7 protein-coding genes are annotated in these 16,898 nt (G+C 63.6%); 1 reads left to right on the top strand and 6 read right to left on the bottom strand.

Going from position 1 to position 16,898, the window contains the following annotated elements; genetic code table 11:
• Positions 1-1,246: 1,246 nt before the first annotated feature.
• From AC3WRR_RS32610 to AC3WRR_RS32590, 5 genes are all read right to left on the bottom strand, one after another.
• Positions 1,247-1,888: a hypothetical protein gene (locus AC3WRR_RS32610; protein WP_492299185.1), complete on the bottom strand. Its 642-nt coding sequence runs from the start codon at positions 1,886-1,888 to the stop codon at positions 1,247-1,249.
• On the bottom strand, positions 1,885-9,039 hold the full coding sequence (locus AC3WRR_RS32605; RefSeq protein WP_492299183.1) for a beta strand repeat-containing protein: 7,155 nt from the start codon (positions 9,037-9,039) through the stop codon (positions 1,885-1,887). The genes AC3WRR_RS32610 and AC3WRR_RS32605 overlap by 4 nt, the downstream gene beginning before the upstream one ends.
• Before the next feature lie 80 nt (positions 9,040-9,119).
• Positions 9,120-9,926, bottom strand: a complete 807-nt coding sequence (locus AC3WRR_RS32600; RefSeq protein WP_492299182.1) for a peptidylprolyl isomerase — start codon at positions 9,924-9,926, stop codon at positions 9,120-9,122.
• A 13-nt stretch (positions 9,927-9,939) separates the two neighbouring features.
• A complete protein-coding gene (locus AC3WRR_RS32595) occupies positions 9,940-11,706 on the bottom strand; it encodes a ShlB/FhaC/HecB family hemolysin secretion/activation protein (RefSeq protein ID WP_492299180.1) in 1,767 nt (588 codons plus the stop codon).
• 9 nt (positions 11,707-11,715) lie between these two features.
• Positions 11,716-14,175 carry a filamentous hemagglutinin N-terminal domain-containing protein gene (locus AC3WRR_RS32590; protein ID WP_492299178.1) on the bottom strand — a complete coding sequence of 820 codons (2,460 nt, stop codon included), beginning with the start codon at positions 14,173-14,175 and terminating at the stop codon, positions 11,716-11,718.
• A 484-nt stretch (positions 14,176-14,659) separates the two neighbouring features.
• Here AC3WRR_RS32590 and AC3WRR_RS32585 point away from each other — a divergent pair, with 484 nt between their 5' ends.
• Positions 14,660-15,919, top strand: coding sequence for an IS256 family transposase (locus tag AC3WRR_RS32585; protein WP_492299177.1), 1,260 nt, complete (start codon positions 14,660-14,662; stop codon positions 15,917-15,919).
• Positions 15,920-16,002: 83 nt separating this feature from the next.
• Here the strand turns inward: AC3WRR_RS32585 and AC3WRR_RS32580 are convergent, their stop codons facing one another.
• A complete protein-coding gene (locus tag AC3WRR_RS32580) occupies positions 16,003-16,848 on the bottom strand; it encodes a TauD/TfdA dioxygenase family protein (RefSeq protein ID WP_492299175.1) in 846 nt (281 codons plus the stop codon).
• Positions 16,849-16,898 lie beyond the last annotated feature (50 nt).

Below are 16,898 nucleotides of genomic sequence, written 5' to 3'. Positions count from 1 at the left end.
CGAACACCATGCGCACGGCGCGCTCGCGGACCTCGGGGGAAAACTTCACTGACTTCCTCATGGCTCCATTCTCTCAAAGATTGGAGCCTCCTCAAAATCCGGGGCGGTTCAGTTGCCCTCAATCCGGCAACCTTTTAAATCGATAGATGGCAAAGTACTTGGCTGTTCCAGTAGGAACCAGTCCTATTCTCAGGCTCATGTGGACTTGCATACCTCGTTCAAGAATGAGGTCTCCAGAAGGATCTAAATACAGTGTGACGACCGAGGTGGAGCGATTTGGTCCATACTCAGATCGCCCGCCGTCGCTTGCCCCTCCCCACGAAATTATTCCATTCGCACCAGTGCATACAAATCTCCCCTTGTCTTCAAAGGATGAAACATACTCAATCGACTTTCCATTCTCATAACGCAAATTGAGTTTTGCAATACGGCTTGCCATTGTCACGATTGCGTAAGTAGGGGAGGCGTACCGGCCCTCGCTTGATCGGGACGCAGCTAGCACCTCCCGCGCTTGATGATTGTCCCGAAAGGGAAAGACGTTTGAAAGTCGCCATTTCCGCGCTGCTTGTTGTGCTGTTGCATCCCCTTCTACGAGTTCACCAATCCCTTGATACCGCCCACTTAAATTCGGGCATTCTACGGCTGCGTACTCAGCCGGATCGAGATTATTGCCTCCGGCGCCGGGGTAATTCGGCGGGGAATGAAGACAAGCAACGCAACCAAGCGTCATTACCACGATACACAACTTAGCTCGCGTCATTTTTTCATCTGTTGGATGCAGTGCCTGATTGAAAAAAACTGGCCGACCGTCTCATCCCCTGACTTTGGCAGCCGCGGATCTGATCTGGCAGACATCTTTATCTCCTATGCATCCATCTAGAAATAGCATTGCCATCTTTATTTAGTACGCAAGCCCATCACAATGCCAGCTTCTCTCAATGACTCAGGCCAATTTATGTGCTGCCTGTCGATCACGAAGACCAATAACTCGTAGGCGACTCCATACTCTCCGTGATCTAAACATTCGGAGATGTCCAACCTGTCCACACTTGGTATTCGGTCACCTACTTGCGCCAGCGCCTGACGAAGTAAAGACTCGATAGTCGTGTACTGATTCGGATCCGTTGTCATTTCTGGGTTCATCGGCACATTTATTGGAAGGATGATAGCGATTCCGTCCTTCTTATCGGATTTATGACTACTCGGCTATCCTTCGCGATCCAATGGGGATGTAAAAGGCCGCCCTTCATCGGATTCGCTTGAACCGATATCTTGCAAAGTGTTTGGTCGTCCCAGTTGGAATAGCGCCAAGCAATATGCTCATGTGAATCTGCGTGGACTTCTCATAGATGAGATCGCCACTCTCGTCGAAGTAAAGCATAGCCATTGAATCGGATGTATTCGGCCCGAACTCGGAACGACCACCCTTGCTCGAGCCACCCCAGGCTATCTTTCCCTCAGCCCCAGTACAAACGAAGCGCTTCTTGTCTTCAAAGGAGAACCGCTGAATTTCAGATTTTCCGTTGGGGTATGTGAATCTACTTTGAAAGCTACGCTCACTGAGCCGTGACACTTCTCCATATTTTGGGTATTGGAATCGTCCCGCCTCAGACTTAGAAGCCTTGTCAATTGCAGACACCTCTTCCGCACTCACAAATGGGAATACATTGTCTAAGCGCCTAGTTCTTGCCCAGCCTTGCGCAGTGGCATCACCGTCCAGAAGCTCTCCTCTCCCCTCATACTGACCAGTCAAATCAGGGCATGCTGCATCAACATGGTGAGATGGGTCGATGTTCTCACCGCCCGCACCGGGATAGTTTGGGGGAGAGTGGAAGCAGCCCGAACAGGCGATGGCTAACAGGAGAACGACGAATTTCACTCCACTCATTTTGCATCCTTCGATTGCTGGCTCTGATTGCGAAATGCAGACCAGTCCAGGCCGTATTGATTGAGCAATGTCACTCCAGCGAACGGCGCTGCCAGTGGGATGTCGATATCAGTCTGGAGTTCGAACATCATTCGCTGAAATCTTGTCATCCCTTCCTTTAGATTTCCTAAACTATCGTATGCAGTCAAACTCCCTAGATAGTCATGTGGCCCAGCAAATGACTCCAACAGCTTGTCCCTGAATGTACCGGGAGGATAGGGGTTCTCAGCGAGGGTACCTGATAGCCCTTGGAATCCGCCGGTTAGACCTCCCTCCTTATTTAGGGCTTCGATCAGAGTCCATTTGTCATTCGTGTCCGGGTTGATTCCAGTTCCGGTAAAGTCCCAAGCGCCATCCGGTCTCTCAACAACGGTTCCATACTTTCGCAAATCGTCAGCGCTAACGCGCGTTCCGGCAAGCTTCACACCGTCTCCGTCAATGCCAGAACTAGGCCCAGTATCGTTCGACACCAGTCTTCCATTTTCATCCCTAGTATCGAAGACGCCGCTGAATCGCCGCGAAGACTCAATTTGGTCCTGGCGCATCGCATCTGCCGCCCATGCGACAGCAGCCGTCGCAAAGCCCGTCATTGCCCCCGACCTACAGTCGCCCCCTTGTATCGCAGCCGCGCCGCAACCGGCGGCGCCAGACGTGAGCAGCCGTTCAACGCCGTACTTGGACCCAAAGTATCCAGTTAGACCCCCGGTCACTGCCCCTGCGATACCTGCAGTCACCAACTTATCGAGCTTGATCTTGCCAGTCATGCCAAGCTGAATGGCCGTGCTGGAAGCAATACTGCCTAAGGCCCCGGCAATGGCCAGGTTTGCCATACCTCCGGCTGCAAATACCGAACTCGCCAGAATCCCGCCGGCAGCTGCCGCTTCCGCGAAGGATCCCGTAGCAATCAATGCGGCCATACCAGCCTCGGCTGCGGCCAACTGTGCCGTAGCCACGGCAGCCGCCGCGGCGCCAGCGGTCACCACTGCAAGCGCCACGGCCGCCACCATCGCCACGATCTGCCCCAGCGGCCCAAACCCCTTCTTCTCCTTGATGAACTCCTGATGGATGTCATCGCTGACCGTGCCCTCGGTATAGTTCAGCCCGAGGTTGGCTTTGAGCTCGGCCACCAGCGCCTTGGTGGCATCCGCATCCACGCTGCCGTCAGCGCGCATCACGCGGAATGCATCGTTGACCGCGTTAATGCTGTCGGCCTCGATGTCCATGTGCATCGCGGTCATGAACCCGCCTGACTGCACCACCGTGCCGGTGACTACATTCCAGCCACCCTGTACTCGGTAGGCCGAGGTGCCGATGTCGACCACGTTAGGTGAGTTGTCGATACTGCCGGCCTTCACCTTGAGGGTGTCGCCGGCCATGACCTGGCCGCTGTTGCGGATCTGTCCCGCAAAGTCGAGGCTGACGTTGTCGCCGGCGATGGTGCCGCCGGTCGGCTGGGTCAGCAACTGCGCATAGCCATCGGGGAGATAGACCTGCGGTACCAGCGCAATGACGCTCGGGCACACCGTGCTCGCGACGCTGTTGCAGCTCGGATCAGGCACCGCCTGTTGCACATACCAGAGCAGCGGCTTGTCGAGTTCGTTGATTTGCTGCTGCGTGAGCGCCGTGCCCAGCGCGATGCTGTGCTCCTTGGCGTATTCCGCCGCATTCTTGTAGAGCACCAGCTTTTGCTGGTCGGTCACGGAGAGCTGGTATTTGTTGTCCCAGGCGAGGCCGTTGATGAAGGTGGCCTGGCCGGTCTGCTGTAACGCAGCCTGCTGCAGCTTCTGGCCCTCGGTGTAGGGGTCGTAGTAGAACGACAGATTGCCCGGGCGGAGCTCCGGCGGCAGTTGCTTGAGCAGGCTGTCCGGCGTCACGCCGGCGAGCACTGCCGTCGCCGGGCTCAGGCTCACGTATTGCACCCGATCGCTGTTGGCCGTTGGCCCGGTCACGGGGTTGCCGCGTAGGTTGGCATTGAAATGCCAGTTCACCGCTGCGGCCCCAGGCGTGGTCGGGTCGTTGGGCGTGACTACGATGACCGGATTGAACTGCCAGGGCTGGGTCGGGTCGGCCACGGGCGTGCCCGGCGGCAGCGAGCCGGCCGGCACCGGCGCGGGTCCCAGCGGAATGACCTGCTTCGGGGTGGTGGATGGCGGCGTCGGCTGGGTAGCGCTGGTGTAGCCGTTCACCAGCGCGGCACCGGTCAGGTCGACCGTCGCGCCCATCAGGTTGCCAGTATTCAGCACCCGGCCAGCCGAACTGACGGACAGCGTATTGCCTGCCTGGATGCCCGATTCCAGACTGCCGATTGCGGCTGTGCCGCTAGTGTCGTGCCAGCGGTCGCCGAATCTGCGTTTCTCCTGCCAGCGTCCCACCCAATCGGCGTTAAGCGCAATGCTGCTGTTGTCGACCGGGCCGGTCATGCTGACCGTGGCATCGCGCCCGGCGGCGATCAGGGATCCCTTGTTGGTCAGGCTGGTGCCAGACAGATAGACATCACGGGCGGCCTGAATCACCCCGGCCGGGCCCGCGGCTGTGTCCTCGTCCGCCCCGCACTGACTGTTGCCGTAGGTGCCGCCAGGGTTGCAGCCGGAGGCATAGGACGGGTTTTGCCCGCCGTAGCTCTTGTGCAGCTTGACCGGGTCCATGGTCTTGTTGACCAGGGTCGGCGCGGTGATCGACACATCGCCCTGCAGCGACTGAATAGCGCCTGACTGGTTGGTCACGGTGCTGGTGGCCTTGAGCGTGACATCGCCCTGCGCGGCCAGCGTACCATTCAGGTTCTCGATGCTCGCGGCGTTGACGGTCAGAGACTGGCCCGCTGCGATGGTGCTTGGGTTCTGCTGCCACGCGATCGTATCCACGCGCGGGTTGTAGTCGCCCGGGCAGTCAGGGGCGCCCGCCACGCAGCCGGGTGTGCTCTTCACTTTGGCACTGTAGGCCCCTTGGTTGGTAAAGGTGCCTGGTGTCGTGATCGTGACCGTGCCCACTGCGGCAAAATCCCCGGCATTGGTCAGATCCCCGCTGCCTGCCAGGCTCAGGTCACCCCCGGCCAGGATCTGGCCAGCCTTGCCCAGTTGATAGCTGGCGGTGGACTGGGTCAGGGCGCCACTAGTGCCAGTTGCCAGGCTGACCGGCGACCACGGAGGCGGCGCCGGGCAGCTGTCGCAGCCGTCCATGCTGGGCGGCAAGCCGAAGACCAGCGGACCCGACTCCGAAAACTTCGGCCCGGAACGGGTTTCAGCGTAATTGCGCAGTTGTGCCAGGAAGGCAGACAACTCCCCCTGATTGACGGTGTCGGCCACGCTGCTCACCAGCGTGGCCGAACGGCCGTTGTCGAGGCTGTCCACCTTGAGCGTGACATCCCTGGACGCCGAGATGATGCCCCCCTTGTTGGAGAGCGACGCTGCGCTGAGGTCGAGGCTGCCGCCGCTGATGATCTGGCCGGCGGTGCCGTCGGTCTGGCTGACGATGGTGCGATCGACGGTCGGCACGCCAGCAATGCCGGGCAGGCTGGCCAGGTATGGCACCGCCGCCGGATCGATGTTGGCAGGCAGAAGGTGCCAGTAATAGCCTTCCGAAGCCGAGCCCTCGGCCCCGACATAGATTCGCTCCGGACCAAATGCCAACGGTACGCTGCCATCGGGCTCGCGCAGTACATCGGCAAGCGTGATCGGCTGCGTCGGGCCAAGATCATAGGCCGCGCAGGTGTCGCAGTTGCCTCCGGCCAGCCATGGCTGGTAGCTACCGATGATGGTCGAAGACAGCAATGCATCGTTCGTGACCTTGCCGGTAGTGCTGCCCGCGTCGACCGGGGCCGTCCGGTCATTGATGACCGAAGCGGCAGCGATGTGCACGTTGCCCTTGGCGCCCAGCACACTGCCGAGGTTGTTGAGCGTGCCACTGATGTCGAAGCGCAGATCGCCGCCGGCCTGCGTCGTGCCGCCGCGGTTGTCGTAGTCGCCGCCGGTCACCACCACTTTGCCCAGGGCCTCGACAGTCCCTGCGTTGGCGACGTTGCCGGCGAGCGTCAGGCCACTATTGGCATGGATTACGCCGGTGTTGCTCAGGTTGCCCGCCGACAGCGAGACATTGCTGCCACCCACGATCTGGCCGCTGTTGTCCAGCGCGCCGCCGGTGGCCAGTGTCAGGTCGCCTGCCTTCTGGATCGTGCCGGTGTTCGTGATGCCCTGGCTCGCTGAAAGTACGACGCTGGTGCCAGGCACATCCCACGTGCCCGTATTGCGGATCGCCAGCGCGGCGAGCGTCAGAACGCCGTTGGCGTTGAGCGTCCCGGTGGCCGCCCCCGACGGGTCGAAGGTCTGGTTCGGGGTGTTGAGGGTCAGGTCGTTGCCCGCAAGCAGCTGTCCGGCAGCGTTATGGAAGCTGCCGTCGGCCCCGGTGACCGTGAAGGTCAGATCGCCCGTGGTCGGGCTTTTGCCGGAAAGGTCGCCGGCAAAGACGGTTCCGCCCTGGTTGCTGGCAAGCGCCGCGGTCGTGACGTTCAGGCTTTGCGCACCGACCAGCAGGCCTTTCGCATTGTCCAGGCCGTTGGTGGCATTCACCGTGACGGCCTGGGCGCCGAGCGTCCCGCGGTTTGTCAGATCCGCAGCCGTGACGCTGGCCACGTTACCTGTCAGCGTTCCGGTATTCGAGACCGTGCCGCCATCGATCCGCAACTGCTGCACTGCGACGGCTGTGCCCTGATTCGCAATGGTGGCGCCTGCCAGCTTCAAGTTGGCCGCCTGGGTGTCTCCAGCCAGCGTCAGGCCGTTGGTGGCCGATGCGTCGAACGTGCCCTTGATGGCGTTCGCCGTCTCCGGCGCGGAACCCACTTTGATATCGGCGCCGCGCAGGATCGCGTCACCGCCGACCCAGTCGAGGCCAGCCACGCTGAGTGTCTGCCCCGCGCTCGCGCTCAGGTTGCCACCGGCCTGCACGCTGCCGGTAAGCGTGGCGTTCCGGCCCGCAGTCACTGAGGCATCGCCGATGCTCACGAGCGCACCGCCGACCGAAGCAGACCCGCCGGTGGCGCGGATCGCGGTGTTGCCGCGGCTGGAGATGCTCCCGGCTATGTTGGCGTCCTGCCCCGCCGTGATGGTGGCATCGCCGTCGGCGGTCAGTGCGCCGTGGATGTTGGCGCTGCCATCCGAGGCCGTGATGGTCGCGGCACCCGCGCTCTGGGCCTTGCCGCCCACAGTCACGTGCTGCGCAGCGGTCAGGGTCAGGTCGTGGTTGCTGCCGATCTCGCCGCTGGTCGTGATGCTCCCGGCCTGCGCCGTAACCTGGATGGGGCCGGTGGCCAAGACCTTGCCGCCGAGATCCGCGTCGGTGCCCGCCGACACGGTCAGCGTTCCGGGCGACACCACATTGCCAGTTGTGGTCACGCTGCCGGTGATGCCGGTCAGCGCTACATTGCCGCCGGTACTGCCCGCTGCGCCGTTGATGGTGAGATTGCGCCGGCCGGAGAGGTTCAGGTCACCGGCAGACACCGCACTGCCGTCGATGGTGGTATCGCGCGCCGCGTTGAGCTGGATCGCGCCGGGCGAGGTGACGTCGCCGCCCAGGCGGATGTCGCCAAGGCCGTCGTCACCCGTGGCCGAGACCGTGATCTGGCTACCGGAAACGGCACCGCCCACATCGACGCTGCCGCCCGCGGCAAGCTTCACGGCTTCCTGCGCCTTCACGCTACCCGCGCCGTTGATCGAACCGCCCGCAGAGACGGTGACGCCCTTGCCGGATTCCAGCGTACCGCCAAGCGTCGCATCCCGGCCAGCGTTGACCGTGTAGCCGCCTTCGCCCTGGCCGTTGCCCGTGGCTGTGACATCGCCTGCGGCGTTGAGCGCCACCGCCTGCCTGGCATAGGTGTTGCCCACCTTGAGGTTGCCGGCCGAATCGATGGTGAGATGGTTAGCCGACGCCGCGAGATTGCCGTCTGCGCGCACGCCCAGCCCGGCAGCGGTACTGATGATCCGGATCTGGCCGGCGGTCATCGCGCCGAAGGCCGTGGCATCGATGGCGAGGCCATCGGTGACGGTCGTGTTGCTGGCGGCGTGATTCGGGCCGGTGGCCGTGGTGGTGAACGTGCCGTTGACCGGCGCCACAATCTGTCGCCCGGCCACGAGATTGATCTGGTTGCCCGCGTACAGCGCGGCATCGACCCCGATCGTATCGGCGATCAGGTTGATATTGCCGACGGTCCCCTCGATGCCAACGCCATTCGGATTGCCTGGGGCGGGATTGGCGATCTGCACGCGTCCGCCCTCCACAAGGAAGCCCGCGGCAGCCGCGGCGTCGAAGCTGGTCGCCGCGCCAGCACTGGAGAGCCATTGTGGCGTGCCGGTCGTAAGTGTGACCTGCGTGGTGTTCGTAAAGCCGGCCCCGCTGGTATAGACACCGCCGGGTGCGGCAACGACAAGCCCGGCAGGCGCCCCGAAGACTTCCACCGTGCCATTGATCTGTGCCGGGGTCTGGCTGGTGACCTGGTTGATGATCAGGTTCGCCGGGCCGCTGGTGGCCAGGTTCGGGTTCGCGCCGACCTGGCCACCAAGGAAGGTGCCGCCCCCGGTGGTGCTGTTGTTCATGATCAGGCCGACCGGGTCCACCACGAACGCGCGATACTGGTTCAGCGAGATGCCCTGGGCATTGGGCGTCGTGATTGTCACGGTGGGGACGCCACCCGCAGGCGCGCCGGGCCCGGAAGTCGCGCCGATCGATGGCGTAAAGCGCACCGGCGCGTTCGGATCGGTAATGGGCGCGGCATAGGCCGCCACCGGGCCAAAGCTCACTGTGACCGGCAGATGGGCAAAGGCCCAGCGCAGCAGCCCCTGGCGCACCGCGCCGCTATGCACCGCCAGCGCATCTGTTGCCACCGCCCCGGCCGCGAGCACGCCGGCGGCTTGTCTGGCCTGCTGCAGGCTGACCTGCACCGGGCCGACCCACATCACCACCGCCACCAGGCCGGCCAGCCCCCGCGCCAGCATGCTGCGGCGGCCGCGGTCCGCCAGCGACACTGCGGCCGGCTCGGCAGACGGCAGGCCTGCCGGCATCGCATAAACAGCGGGGAAGCCCCTCGAGGTGGCAGGGAACAGCGTGGCCTGGCGGTCGCGATACATGGCAAATCCTGACGATGCTTGACGGCTTGTTGGTATGGCGTCGGGGTGGCGGCTGGCGTTGCCCGCGCTCTACTGGCCGGTCACTGGGTGATCTTTGCCTTGGCCAGCAGTTGGGTGACCAACGCGGCGGTGGCGCGCTCGAGCGCCTGTGCCTGCAACGCCTGCTGAATGCCGGGCTTGACCGTGTCGTAGGCGGGCACCTGGGTCGGACGCGCCTCGTCGACCTTCACCAGGAAGCTGCGGTTGTTCCAGGCAACAGGCTCGGCGCTCACGGCACCGGCCGGCAGGCTGGCAATGGCCTGGGCGATCGGCAACGGCAGGTTCTGCGTCTGGCCTTCCTGCACGGGCAGCTTGAAGCTGACCCAGTCCATGGCGCCGCCGCTGGCCTTTGACGGGGCGATGCTCACCGCCTGAGCCACCTTGGCGAAGTCTTCACCGCCCTTGATGCGTGTAAGGGCTGCATTCGCGGCGGCCGGATCGGCCACCTCGATCAGGCGCGCCTTGTACTCCTTCTCGCCAAGGCTCGCGACGATCGTGTCGTAGCGCTCGCGTACCTGCGCGTCGGTCACCGGAGCCGGCTTGATGTGGTCCTTCAGCCAGGCTTGCGTAAGAATCTCGGCTTTTGCGTCGCGCAGTGCCTGCTGTACCTCTGGTCGGGATTCCAGCCCCTTGTCCCTGGCCGCCTCCTGCCGGAACAGCTCGCGCGCGATCAGCTGTTGCTTGATTGCGTTACGCGCCTGCGGCGTGTCGGGCAGGCCCGATTGCTGCAGCACGGTCTCAACCTGCGTGTCGGGAATGGCGACACCGTTGACCGAGGCCGCGTAAGCGGTGTGCAGGCCGAATGCGAGCGCCGTGGTGGCGACGAGACGTGCGAAGTTGGTTTCCATTGGAATGTCCTTGTTAGTACGACCAGTTGAGCGTTGCCAGCAGCAACGCCCGCTTAGATCCGAGGTAGTTGGGTTGGGCGAGCGGCACGCCGACGAGCAGCTCGCTGCTGAAGGTCTGGCGCGCCCATCTGGCCGACAGGCGCACGCCGGCACCAGTGCCAGCCACGGACTGCCAGCGGCGCGTGGCGACGTATTGGGTGCGGCCGCCGTCGATAAACAGATACGGCTCCATGCGGATGCCAGCCAGCGCCGGCGCGTTGGCCCAGACGAGCTCATTGCGCAGGTAGGCGCCGCGATCGCCCGCGATCACGCCTTCACGAAAGCCCCGCACCGTGCTCATGCCGCCGGCAAAGATCTGCTCCGAGCCAAACAGCGCCACATTGGTCCACTGCCCGACCAGCTGGGTCCGCCACGCCAATAGCGCCCTGTCGAACGCCCGAGGCAAGGGCAGTTGCAGCGTGGCATTGCCATCCAGCTTGGTGAACTGCGCGTGGGCCTCGTCGGGCCGGATGTCGGCGGGATCGCGCGTGGCATTGGCTGATGGCAACCCGCGCGAGACACCGAACTCGGCCGTGCCATAGCCAGGCTGACCGTTGGCCGCAAAGCGCCGCAGCCCGCTCCAGGCCGCGCGCAGTACGGTGAGCCTCTGTGGATCGAGCTGCAGGTTATTGATCTCGCGCTCGCTCTTGCGGCGGGTCACGGTCACGTCGAACGCCTGCCTTCCGGCCTGACTGCGCGTGAGCACATAATTCCAGCCAAGGGTGTGGCCGAAGGTGCGGCCATAGAGCAGGGCGGTGTCGCCGATCGCGTTCTGGTATTCGGAGACCGAGCCGGTGTAGCTGACGGTGTGGTAGCCGAACGGCACCGCCGCCGAGATGATCGCGGCGTTGGTATCGACGGTGCCAACGTAGCTGCCGGACAGGGCTTCCTGGAACCCCAGTGCATTGTCGGCATCGATGCCGAGGCGCGTGCGCGAGATGCCTGTGCTCTTGCTGCCGTAGTTGTCGACGCCCGCATTGAAGCGGAAGCGATCGCCGGGCTGGTTGGCGAGCGCCACGACGGAACTGCCCGGCGTCTGCCCCGGCAGGATCTGCAACTCGGCCCGGTTGCGGCGCAGGCGGTTGAGTTGATCAACCCCTTGCTCCAGGTCCGGCAAGCGCAAGGTGTCGCCCGGCGCGGGGAACTGCCAGCCGGTGCCCGCATCGGTCAGCCAGCCGCCGCCGACGGTGTCGAACAGGCTCGCCTCGGACGGCCGGATCGCGCGGTCATTCAGGCGAATCGATTCGATCTTGCCCGGGACGACGGTCACCACCAGCACGCCGCTGGCCAGGTTCTGTTCGCCCAGGTAAGCACGGGTCGTGATGTAGCCGCGAGCAACAAAGGCCTCGGTGAAGCGGCGCAGCAACAAGTTGATGCGGTTGGTGCCGAGCGCGTGCCCGACAAATGCACCGGTGATGGCCTCGATCTCCGTGTCGGACAGTACGGTATTGCCCTGCACGGCAATCCGGTGGATCTCGAACGTGGCCGAGGTCTCTGGCACTGCCTCGACCGGCTGCTCGGCCGGAATGGTCATAGGTGTATCGATCTTCACCGGCGGCTGCGTGGCCTCGCGCTCCAGCTCACGCTGGCGTTGCTCGCGCAAGAGGCGCTGGGCAGGGTCCTCGGGCGCAAGTTGTGGCAGGACGGGGGGCACCTGCGCGAGTGCGGCAGGGGCGGCCACCGCAATGGCCGCCCAGGCCAGCAGGCGGAAACGGGCGCTTGCGTGCATACGTGGGTACATGGGCATCGCTTACCGCCAGAACCAGGACGTGAGCCCCAGGTGGTTCTCGATGGTGACCGGATCGCGCTGGCGCGGGCGAGAGACCGTGCTGGCGCCGGCAATGGCCACGTCGCCGTCAAAGCTGCCGCCATCTGTCACGGTGTCGCCGGAGATGCGCGTATGCCCGGCAGCCATCCAGCTGCCGCCAACGTCCATCGCATAGAGGCGCGCCCAGGTGTCGCCGAAGAAGGCCTTGAAGCCGCGATCGCGGGCAATGGCCGAGTAGCCGGTCACGCCGCTGGCAGTGGTAATGGGTGCATCGACCTTCAGATTGCCCAGTGCCAGCACGCGCCCGCCTACGTTGGCGGCCATCTTGCCCGCGGTAATGTCGATGTCGCCGCCGGCCGACAGCAACCCGCCGGTGACAGCGGTGGTGGACGAGGCCGACGTGCGGCAGACAATCAGGCAAGAGCGGGAATAGTGCGCGCTGCCAGTGGTGATGCCCTCAGTGCGGAAAGTCTCGATGGCGCGGATGTTGATCGGGCCGTTGTTGGCATAGATCTCGCCGCCGGTGTTGAGCACATTGCGTCCAACGAGGGTTGTGCCCTTGTCGGAGAGCAGATAGGCCGTCTGGCCGGGTCGGTCGGAATCGCCGTAGTCCACATCGAAGCTGCTGCTGCGCTTCTTCAACACCAGCCAGCGCGTGCCGGACGCATTGGCAATGCTCGGCGTGCCGCCGTTCACCGCGTCGGTCTTGGTGATCGCATTGACCACGTCGCCACTGGCCTGCACGTCCAGGTAGCCATTGGAGAGCATGCGGGCATAGCGGTTGACCACATCGCCGCCGGCGCGTACCACCACATCGTCGGCAGCGCCGAAGAGAATGCCCAGGTAATCCGGCATCGACGTGTTGAGGACGGACCCGCCGGCGCGCACCGTCACGGCGCCGGCTGACAGTGGCTCGCCCAGGATGCGAGTCCGGCCCTGAATCAGTCCGCCGCTACTGGTCACGTCCCCATCGGCCTGCACCAGTACACCGCCGCCCCTGGCGATCAGCGTGGATTGCCGTGCGCCCGAATCGATCGCCACGGTGCCAGCGTGCAGGCGCACATCACCGGCGGCCAGCACATCGCTGTCAGTCTGTGCATATCGCCCGGTGGCATCGATGGCGACGGCGGCGCCAGAGGACTGCAGGCGGCTGTCCCGCAGCGTCAGGTTGGCCGCGTTGACACTCGTGCCCGACACGCCGTCAACATCCGCCGCGACAAGCGTCGCATTGCCCGCAGTGATGCCAACCGTGCCGGCAGCGGTAAGCGAGGACCGATTGGCGCCCGCAGCGGTTGTCAAGGTCGAGCCCTTGATCAGGAGGTTGCCGCCGGCATTTGCCCGGGCGCCGGTCAGGGCGATTCCCGCGCCGGCATCGAAGAGACCAATGCCGCCGCTGGCGCTAAGCGTTGTGTCGGTCAACCGCACCGGCTGGCTGTGCACCTGGCCCGAGGCGCCGATCACCAGGTCTCCGGCCGTGCCCGTACCCGCCGCAAGCGTGCTTCCCGTCAGATTGACCCGATCCGAATCGACCTGCAGGTGGCGCCCGGCACTGATGTTGCCGGCACCAGCCAGGCCGCCGCTGCCGATCAGCACATCCTGTTTGGCCTCGATGCGGCCAGAGGCCAGTTGCAGGTCACCGGTGCCGGAGACCAGAAAGTCGCCCGCGGTCGCATACGCCGCACCGGCGTGGCGCACCCCGGCGCCCTGATCGGTCACCATCAGCTCGATCCGGCCGGAAGTGAGGCTGCCCGCATCGGTGATGTCGAGCGCGATGCCCTGGCCAGGATTGACGGCAGGAGCGGAGTATTTGATCCATGGATGCTCCTGCCTGGGATCGTTGTCCGTGGGGGACAGACTCGTGTCGATCTCTGCCTCGCTGATGCCGGCGACCGCGCGAAGACGCGCGGTCGGATCGCTGTACAGGTTCTCCACCTTTCCACCGATACGGATCTGCCTCGCAACCAACTCCAGGCTCAGCAATGCCCCGGACAGTCCCTCTGGACCGACGTCAATCGTGCCCTGGGCCGTGCTGATCTTCAGGTTGCGTTGCAGCCGGCCGTTGTCGAGCGTGAAATCCTCAGGCTTGACCTGGCCGGTGGTAATAGCCAGATGCCCTGCATTGCTCACCGTCACCCCATTGATGGATATGCCATTCGGGTTCGCTATGACCACATTCGCGCGCTGACCCAGCACGGAAAGCGGTCCTTCCAGCAATGACGGGTTGGTGCTGGTGACCTGGTTCAGGATGGTGCGGGCGCGGGCGGCATTGTTGTCCAGATCGACACCGGCGCGATGGACGTTGAACTCGCGGTAGGTGTTGGTGGAAACACCGCCCATGGGATTGGCGATGCCGACGGTGATGCGGCCATTGGCGCCGGTCGTGACCGCGGTGACGGTGCCACCGTCAGGGATGACACCGGCGGCCAGCGCGGTCGAAGCCATTGATGCGGCGGCGAGTCCCAAGGCCGTGATGCAGGGCAAGGCTCCGAGGGCACGCCCTATGGTTCCAGCTTGATTTGTAGTTGCCTGTTTGTGATGCACTGACCGCGCTCCCGACTTTCTGAGTGAGCACGGCCTGGATTCCTGGTGGCTGCGGACATATATCGATTACACCGTGGCGTCCGTAGCGCTATTCGCCGCGCCAAGTTTGGGGCGACGATAACAAGCGGAATTTAGGGCGGATATAGGACGCCTCCGAAGCTTTACGGGAATTTACATTCCGTTGTGTTGATTCAACGGAATGTAAATGAAGGCAAATAATTGACGAATATGAAACCGAAAATTGACTCATATCAATTTATATCCATGACCCGCAGCGGGGCCGCGGCCCTGCGAAACATGGCCGGGAAGTGGGGCAGTTCAACGCATGACTGGGACCTGTCAGAAATTTTGTGTTTAGGGCATAACATGTCGCCAAGGAGCATGTATGCCACGCAAGACGAAGACCAGCCAAGCCGCAGGCCGTGAACTGCCGGCTATTCCCGAGGACCTGATCGCTCATTTCGTTAAGGGTCCGATGACCGCCGAAGCGGTTCAGGACGCCTCGATGGCATTCAAGAAGGCCCTGATCGAGCGGGCCCTAGGCGCCGAGCTAGGCCATCACTTGGGCTACCAGCCGGGCGCGGAGCGCCCGGCTGGCACAGCCAACCAGCGCAACGGCAAGAGCGCCAAGACCGTTCTAACCGAGGATGGCCCGCTGCGGGTCGACATCCCGCGCGACCGCGACGGCAGCTTCGATCCGATCCTGATTCCCAAGCACGAACGGCGCTTCACTGGGTTCGATGACAAGATCATCGCCATGTACGCCCGTGGCATGACCGTGCGCGAGATCCAGGCGTTTCTGGCCGAACAGTACGGCACCGAAGTCTCGCCCGAGTTCATCAGTTCGGTGACCGATGCAGTGATGGACGAGGTCACCGCCTGGCAGGCCCGCCCGCTTGAGGCGCTGTATCCGGTCGTGTTCTTCGACGCGCTGCGGGTCAAGATGCGCGAGGATGGCGTGGTGCGCAACAAGGCCGTCTACCTGGCCTTGGGCGTGCTGCCAGACGGCACCCGCGACATCCTGGGCCTGTGGATCGAGACCACCGAAGGCGCCAAGTTCTGGATGAAGGTGTTCAACGACCTGAAGACCCGCGGCACGCAGGACATCCTGATTGCGGTGACCGATGGGCTCAGGGGCATGGAGCAGGCCCTGAACGCGGTGTTCCCGAACACGACATTGCAGACCTGCATCGTGCATCTGATCCGCAACAGCCTGGAATACGCCAGCTGGAAGGAGCGCCGGGCCGTGGCGGCGGCGCTCAAGCCCGTGTACACGGCCCCCAGCGCGGAGGCGGCGCTGGCCGAGTTGGAGGCCTTCGAGCAAGGGCAATGGGGTGAGCGGTACCCCCCGATCGCCGCGTCCTGGCGCCGCGCCTGGGATCAGGTGATCCCGTTCTTTACGTTCCCGCCGGCGATCCGCAAGATCATCTACACGACCAACGCGATCGAGAGCATCAATGCGCAACTGCGCAAGATCATCAAGACGCGGGGCCACTTCCCCAGCGATGAGGCGGCGACCAAGCTCCTGTGGCTGGCCCTGCGCAACATCACCGGGAAGTGGGGCAGTTCAACGCATGACTGGAAGGCTGCCATGAACCAGTTTGCGATCCCATACGAGGAACGCTTCACCCATCCGCATCGTTGAGACAATGCTGGCTCACCGGTCGAATTGACGGTGAGCCTTTACCTACCCTGCACACAAAAAAAAGAATGACAGCCCCCCGAGCGTCAACCAACGCGATCGCCACGCTCCTCCACAGTAATCCGGTGCAACAGGCGATCGTACCCATCATAGCCACCAGTCGCCGCATGATTCACGCATCGGTTATCCCAAACGACAAGCATCCCCTGCGACCACCGATGGCGATACACAAACTCCGGCCTGGCCTGGTGCTCAAACAGCGCGCGCAGGATCGGCGCCGCCTCCTCGTCGCTCATGCCATCGATGCCGATCGTATAGCCCACGCTGACAAACAAGGCTGTGCGCCCGGTTTCGGGATGCTTGCGCGCAATGGGGTGTAGCTGCGTTGCCATCGCACTGTCCGAATAGCGGATAGCCATCGAGCGTCCCTTGTCCTTCTCACCATATGCGCCCTGTCGCGAATAGCCGCGCCGCGCGGAATGGACGCCTTGCCTGCCGTCCACCAGTGATTTCAGTTCCGCCGGCAGCGCGTCCCAGGCGGCGTACTGGTCGGCGAACAGCGTGTCACCGCCCACTGGCGGAATGACATTGCCGTATAGCACCGTAGCCGCCGGTGGCTGCGCCAGGAAGCTCCAGTCCGAGTGCCAGGACTCGGCAAAGATCGGCGTGCGCTCGTTGGCATCGCGCCGCACTTGCGCGACATGGGGATGGCCAGGGATGGCGGTGAAATACGGATCGCTGCCGAGCGGGCCGATCGTTGACGCGAAGCGTTCGATGTCCTCGATGGCCAGGTCCTGGTCGGTGAAGGCAAGGACCTTGTGCTCAAGCCAGTGCCGGCGAATCTCGGCGACTTGCGCATCGGTCAGTGCCTGCTTCAGGTCCAGGCCCAAGACCAGCGCGCCGCAGGGGGCGTCCTGCGGCAGAACTTGCATTGCCATTGCGCGTCTCCTTGATGAGCGTAAGGGAGCGAGTGGGGCGCACC

It is taken from the genome of Cupriavidus sp. FW305-3-2-15-C-LB2 (genome assembly GCF_058787575.1).
Note: the sequence above shows the minus strand (reverse complement) of the source record. Positions and strands in the feature narration are given on the sequence as shown.

Bases quoted from the DNA above. Each gene is read 5' to 3' on its own strand.
- AC3WRR_RS32580 (WP_492299175.1), bottom strand. From the start codon at position 16,848: ATGCAAGTTCTGCCGCAGGACGCCCCCTGCGGCGCGCTGGTCTTGGGC.
- AC3WRR_RS32600 (WP_492299182.1), bottom strand. From the start codon at position 9,926: ATGGAAACCAACTTCGCACGTCTCGTCGCCACCACGGCGCTCGCATTC.
- AC3WRR_RS32590 (WP_492299178.1), bottom strand. From the start codon at position 14,175: ATGGCTTCGACCGCGCTGGCCGCCGGTGTCATCCCTGACGGTGGCACC.
- AC3WRR_RS32595 (WP_492299180.1), bottom strand. From the start codon at position 11,706: ATGTACCCACGTATGCACGCAAGCGCCCGTTTCCGCCTGCTGGCCTGG.
- AC3WRR_RS32610 (WP_492299185.1), bottom strand. From the start codon at position 1,888: ATGAGTGGAGTGAAATTCGTCGTTCTCCTGTTAGCCATCGCCTGTTCG.
- AC3WRR_RS32605 (WP_492299183.1), bottom strand. From the start codon at position 9,039: ATGTATCGCGACCGCCAGGCCACGCTGTTCCCTGCCACCTCGAGGGGC.
- AC3WRR_RS32585 (WP_492299177.1), top strand. From the start codon at position 14,660: ATGCCACGCAAGACGAAGACCAGCCAAGCCGCAGGCCGTGAACTGCCG.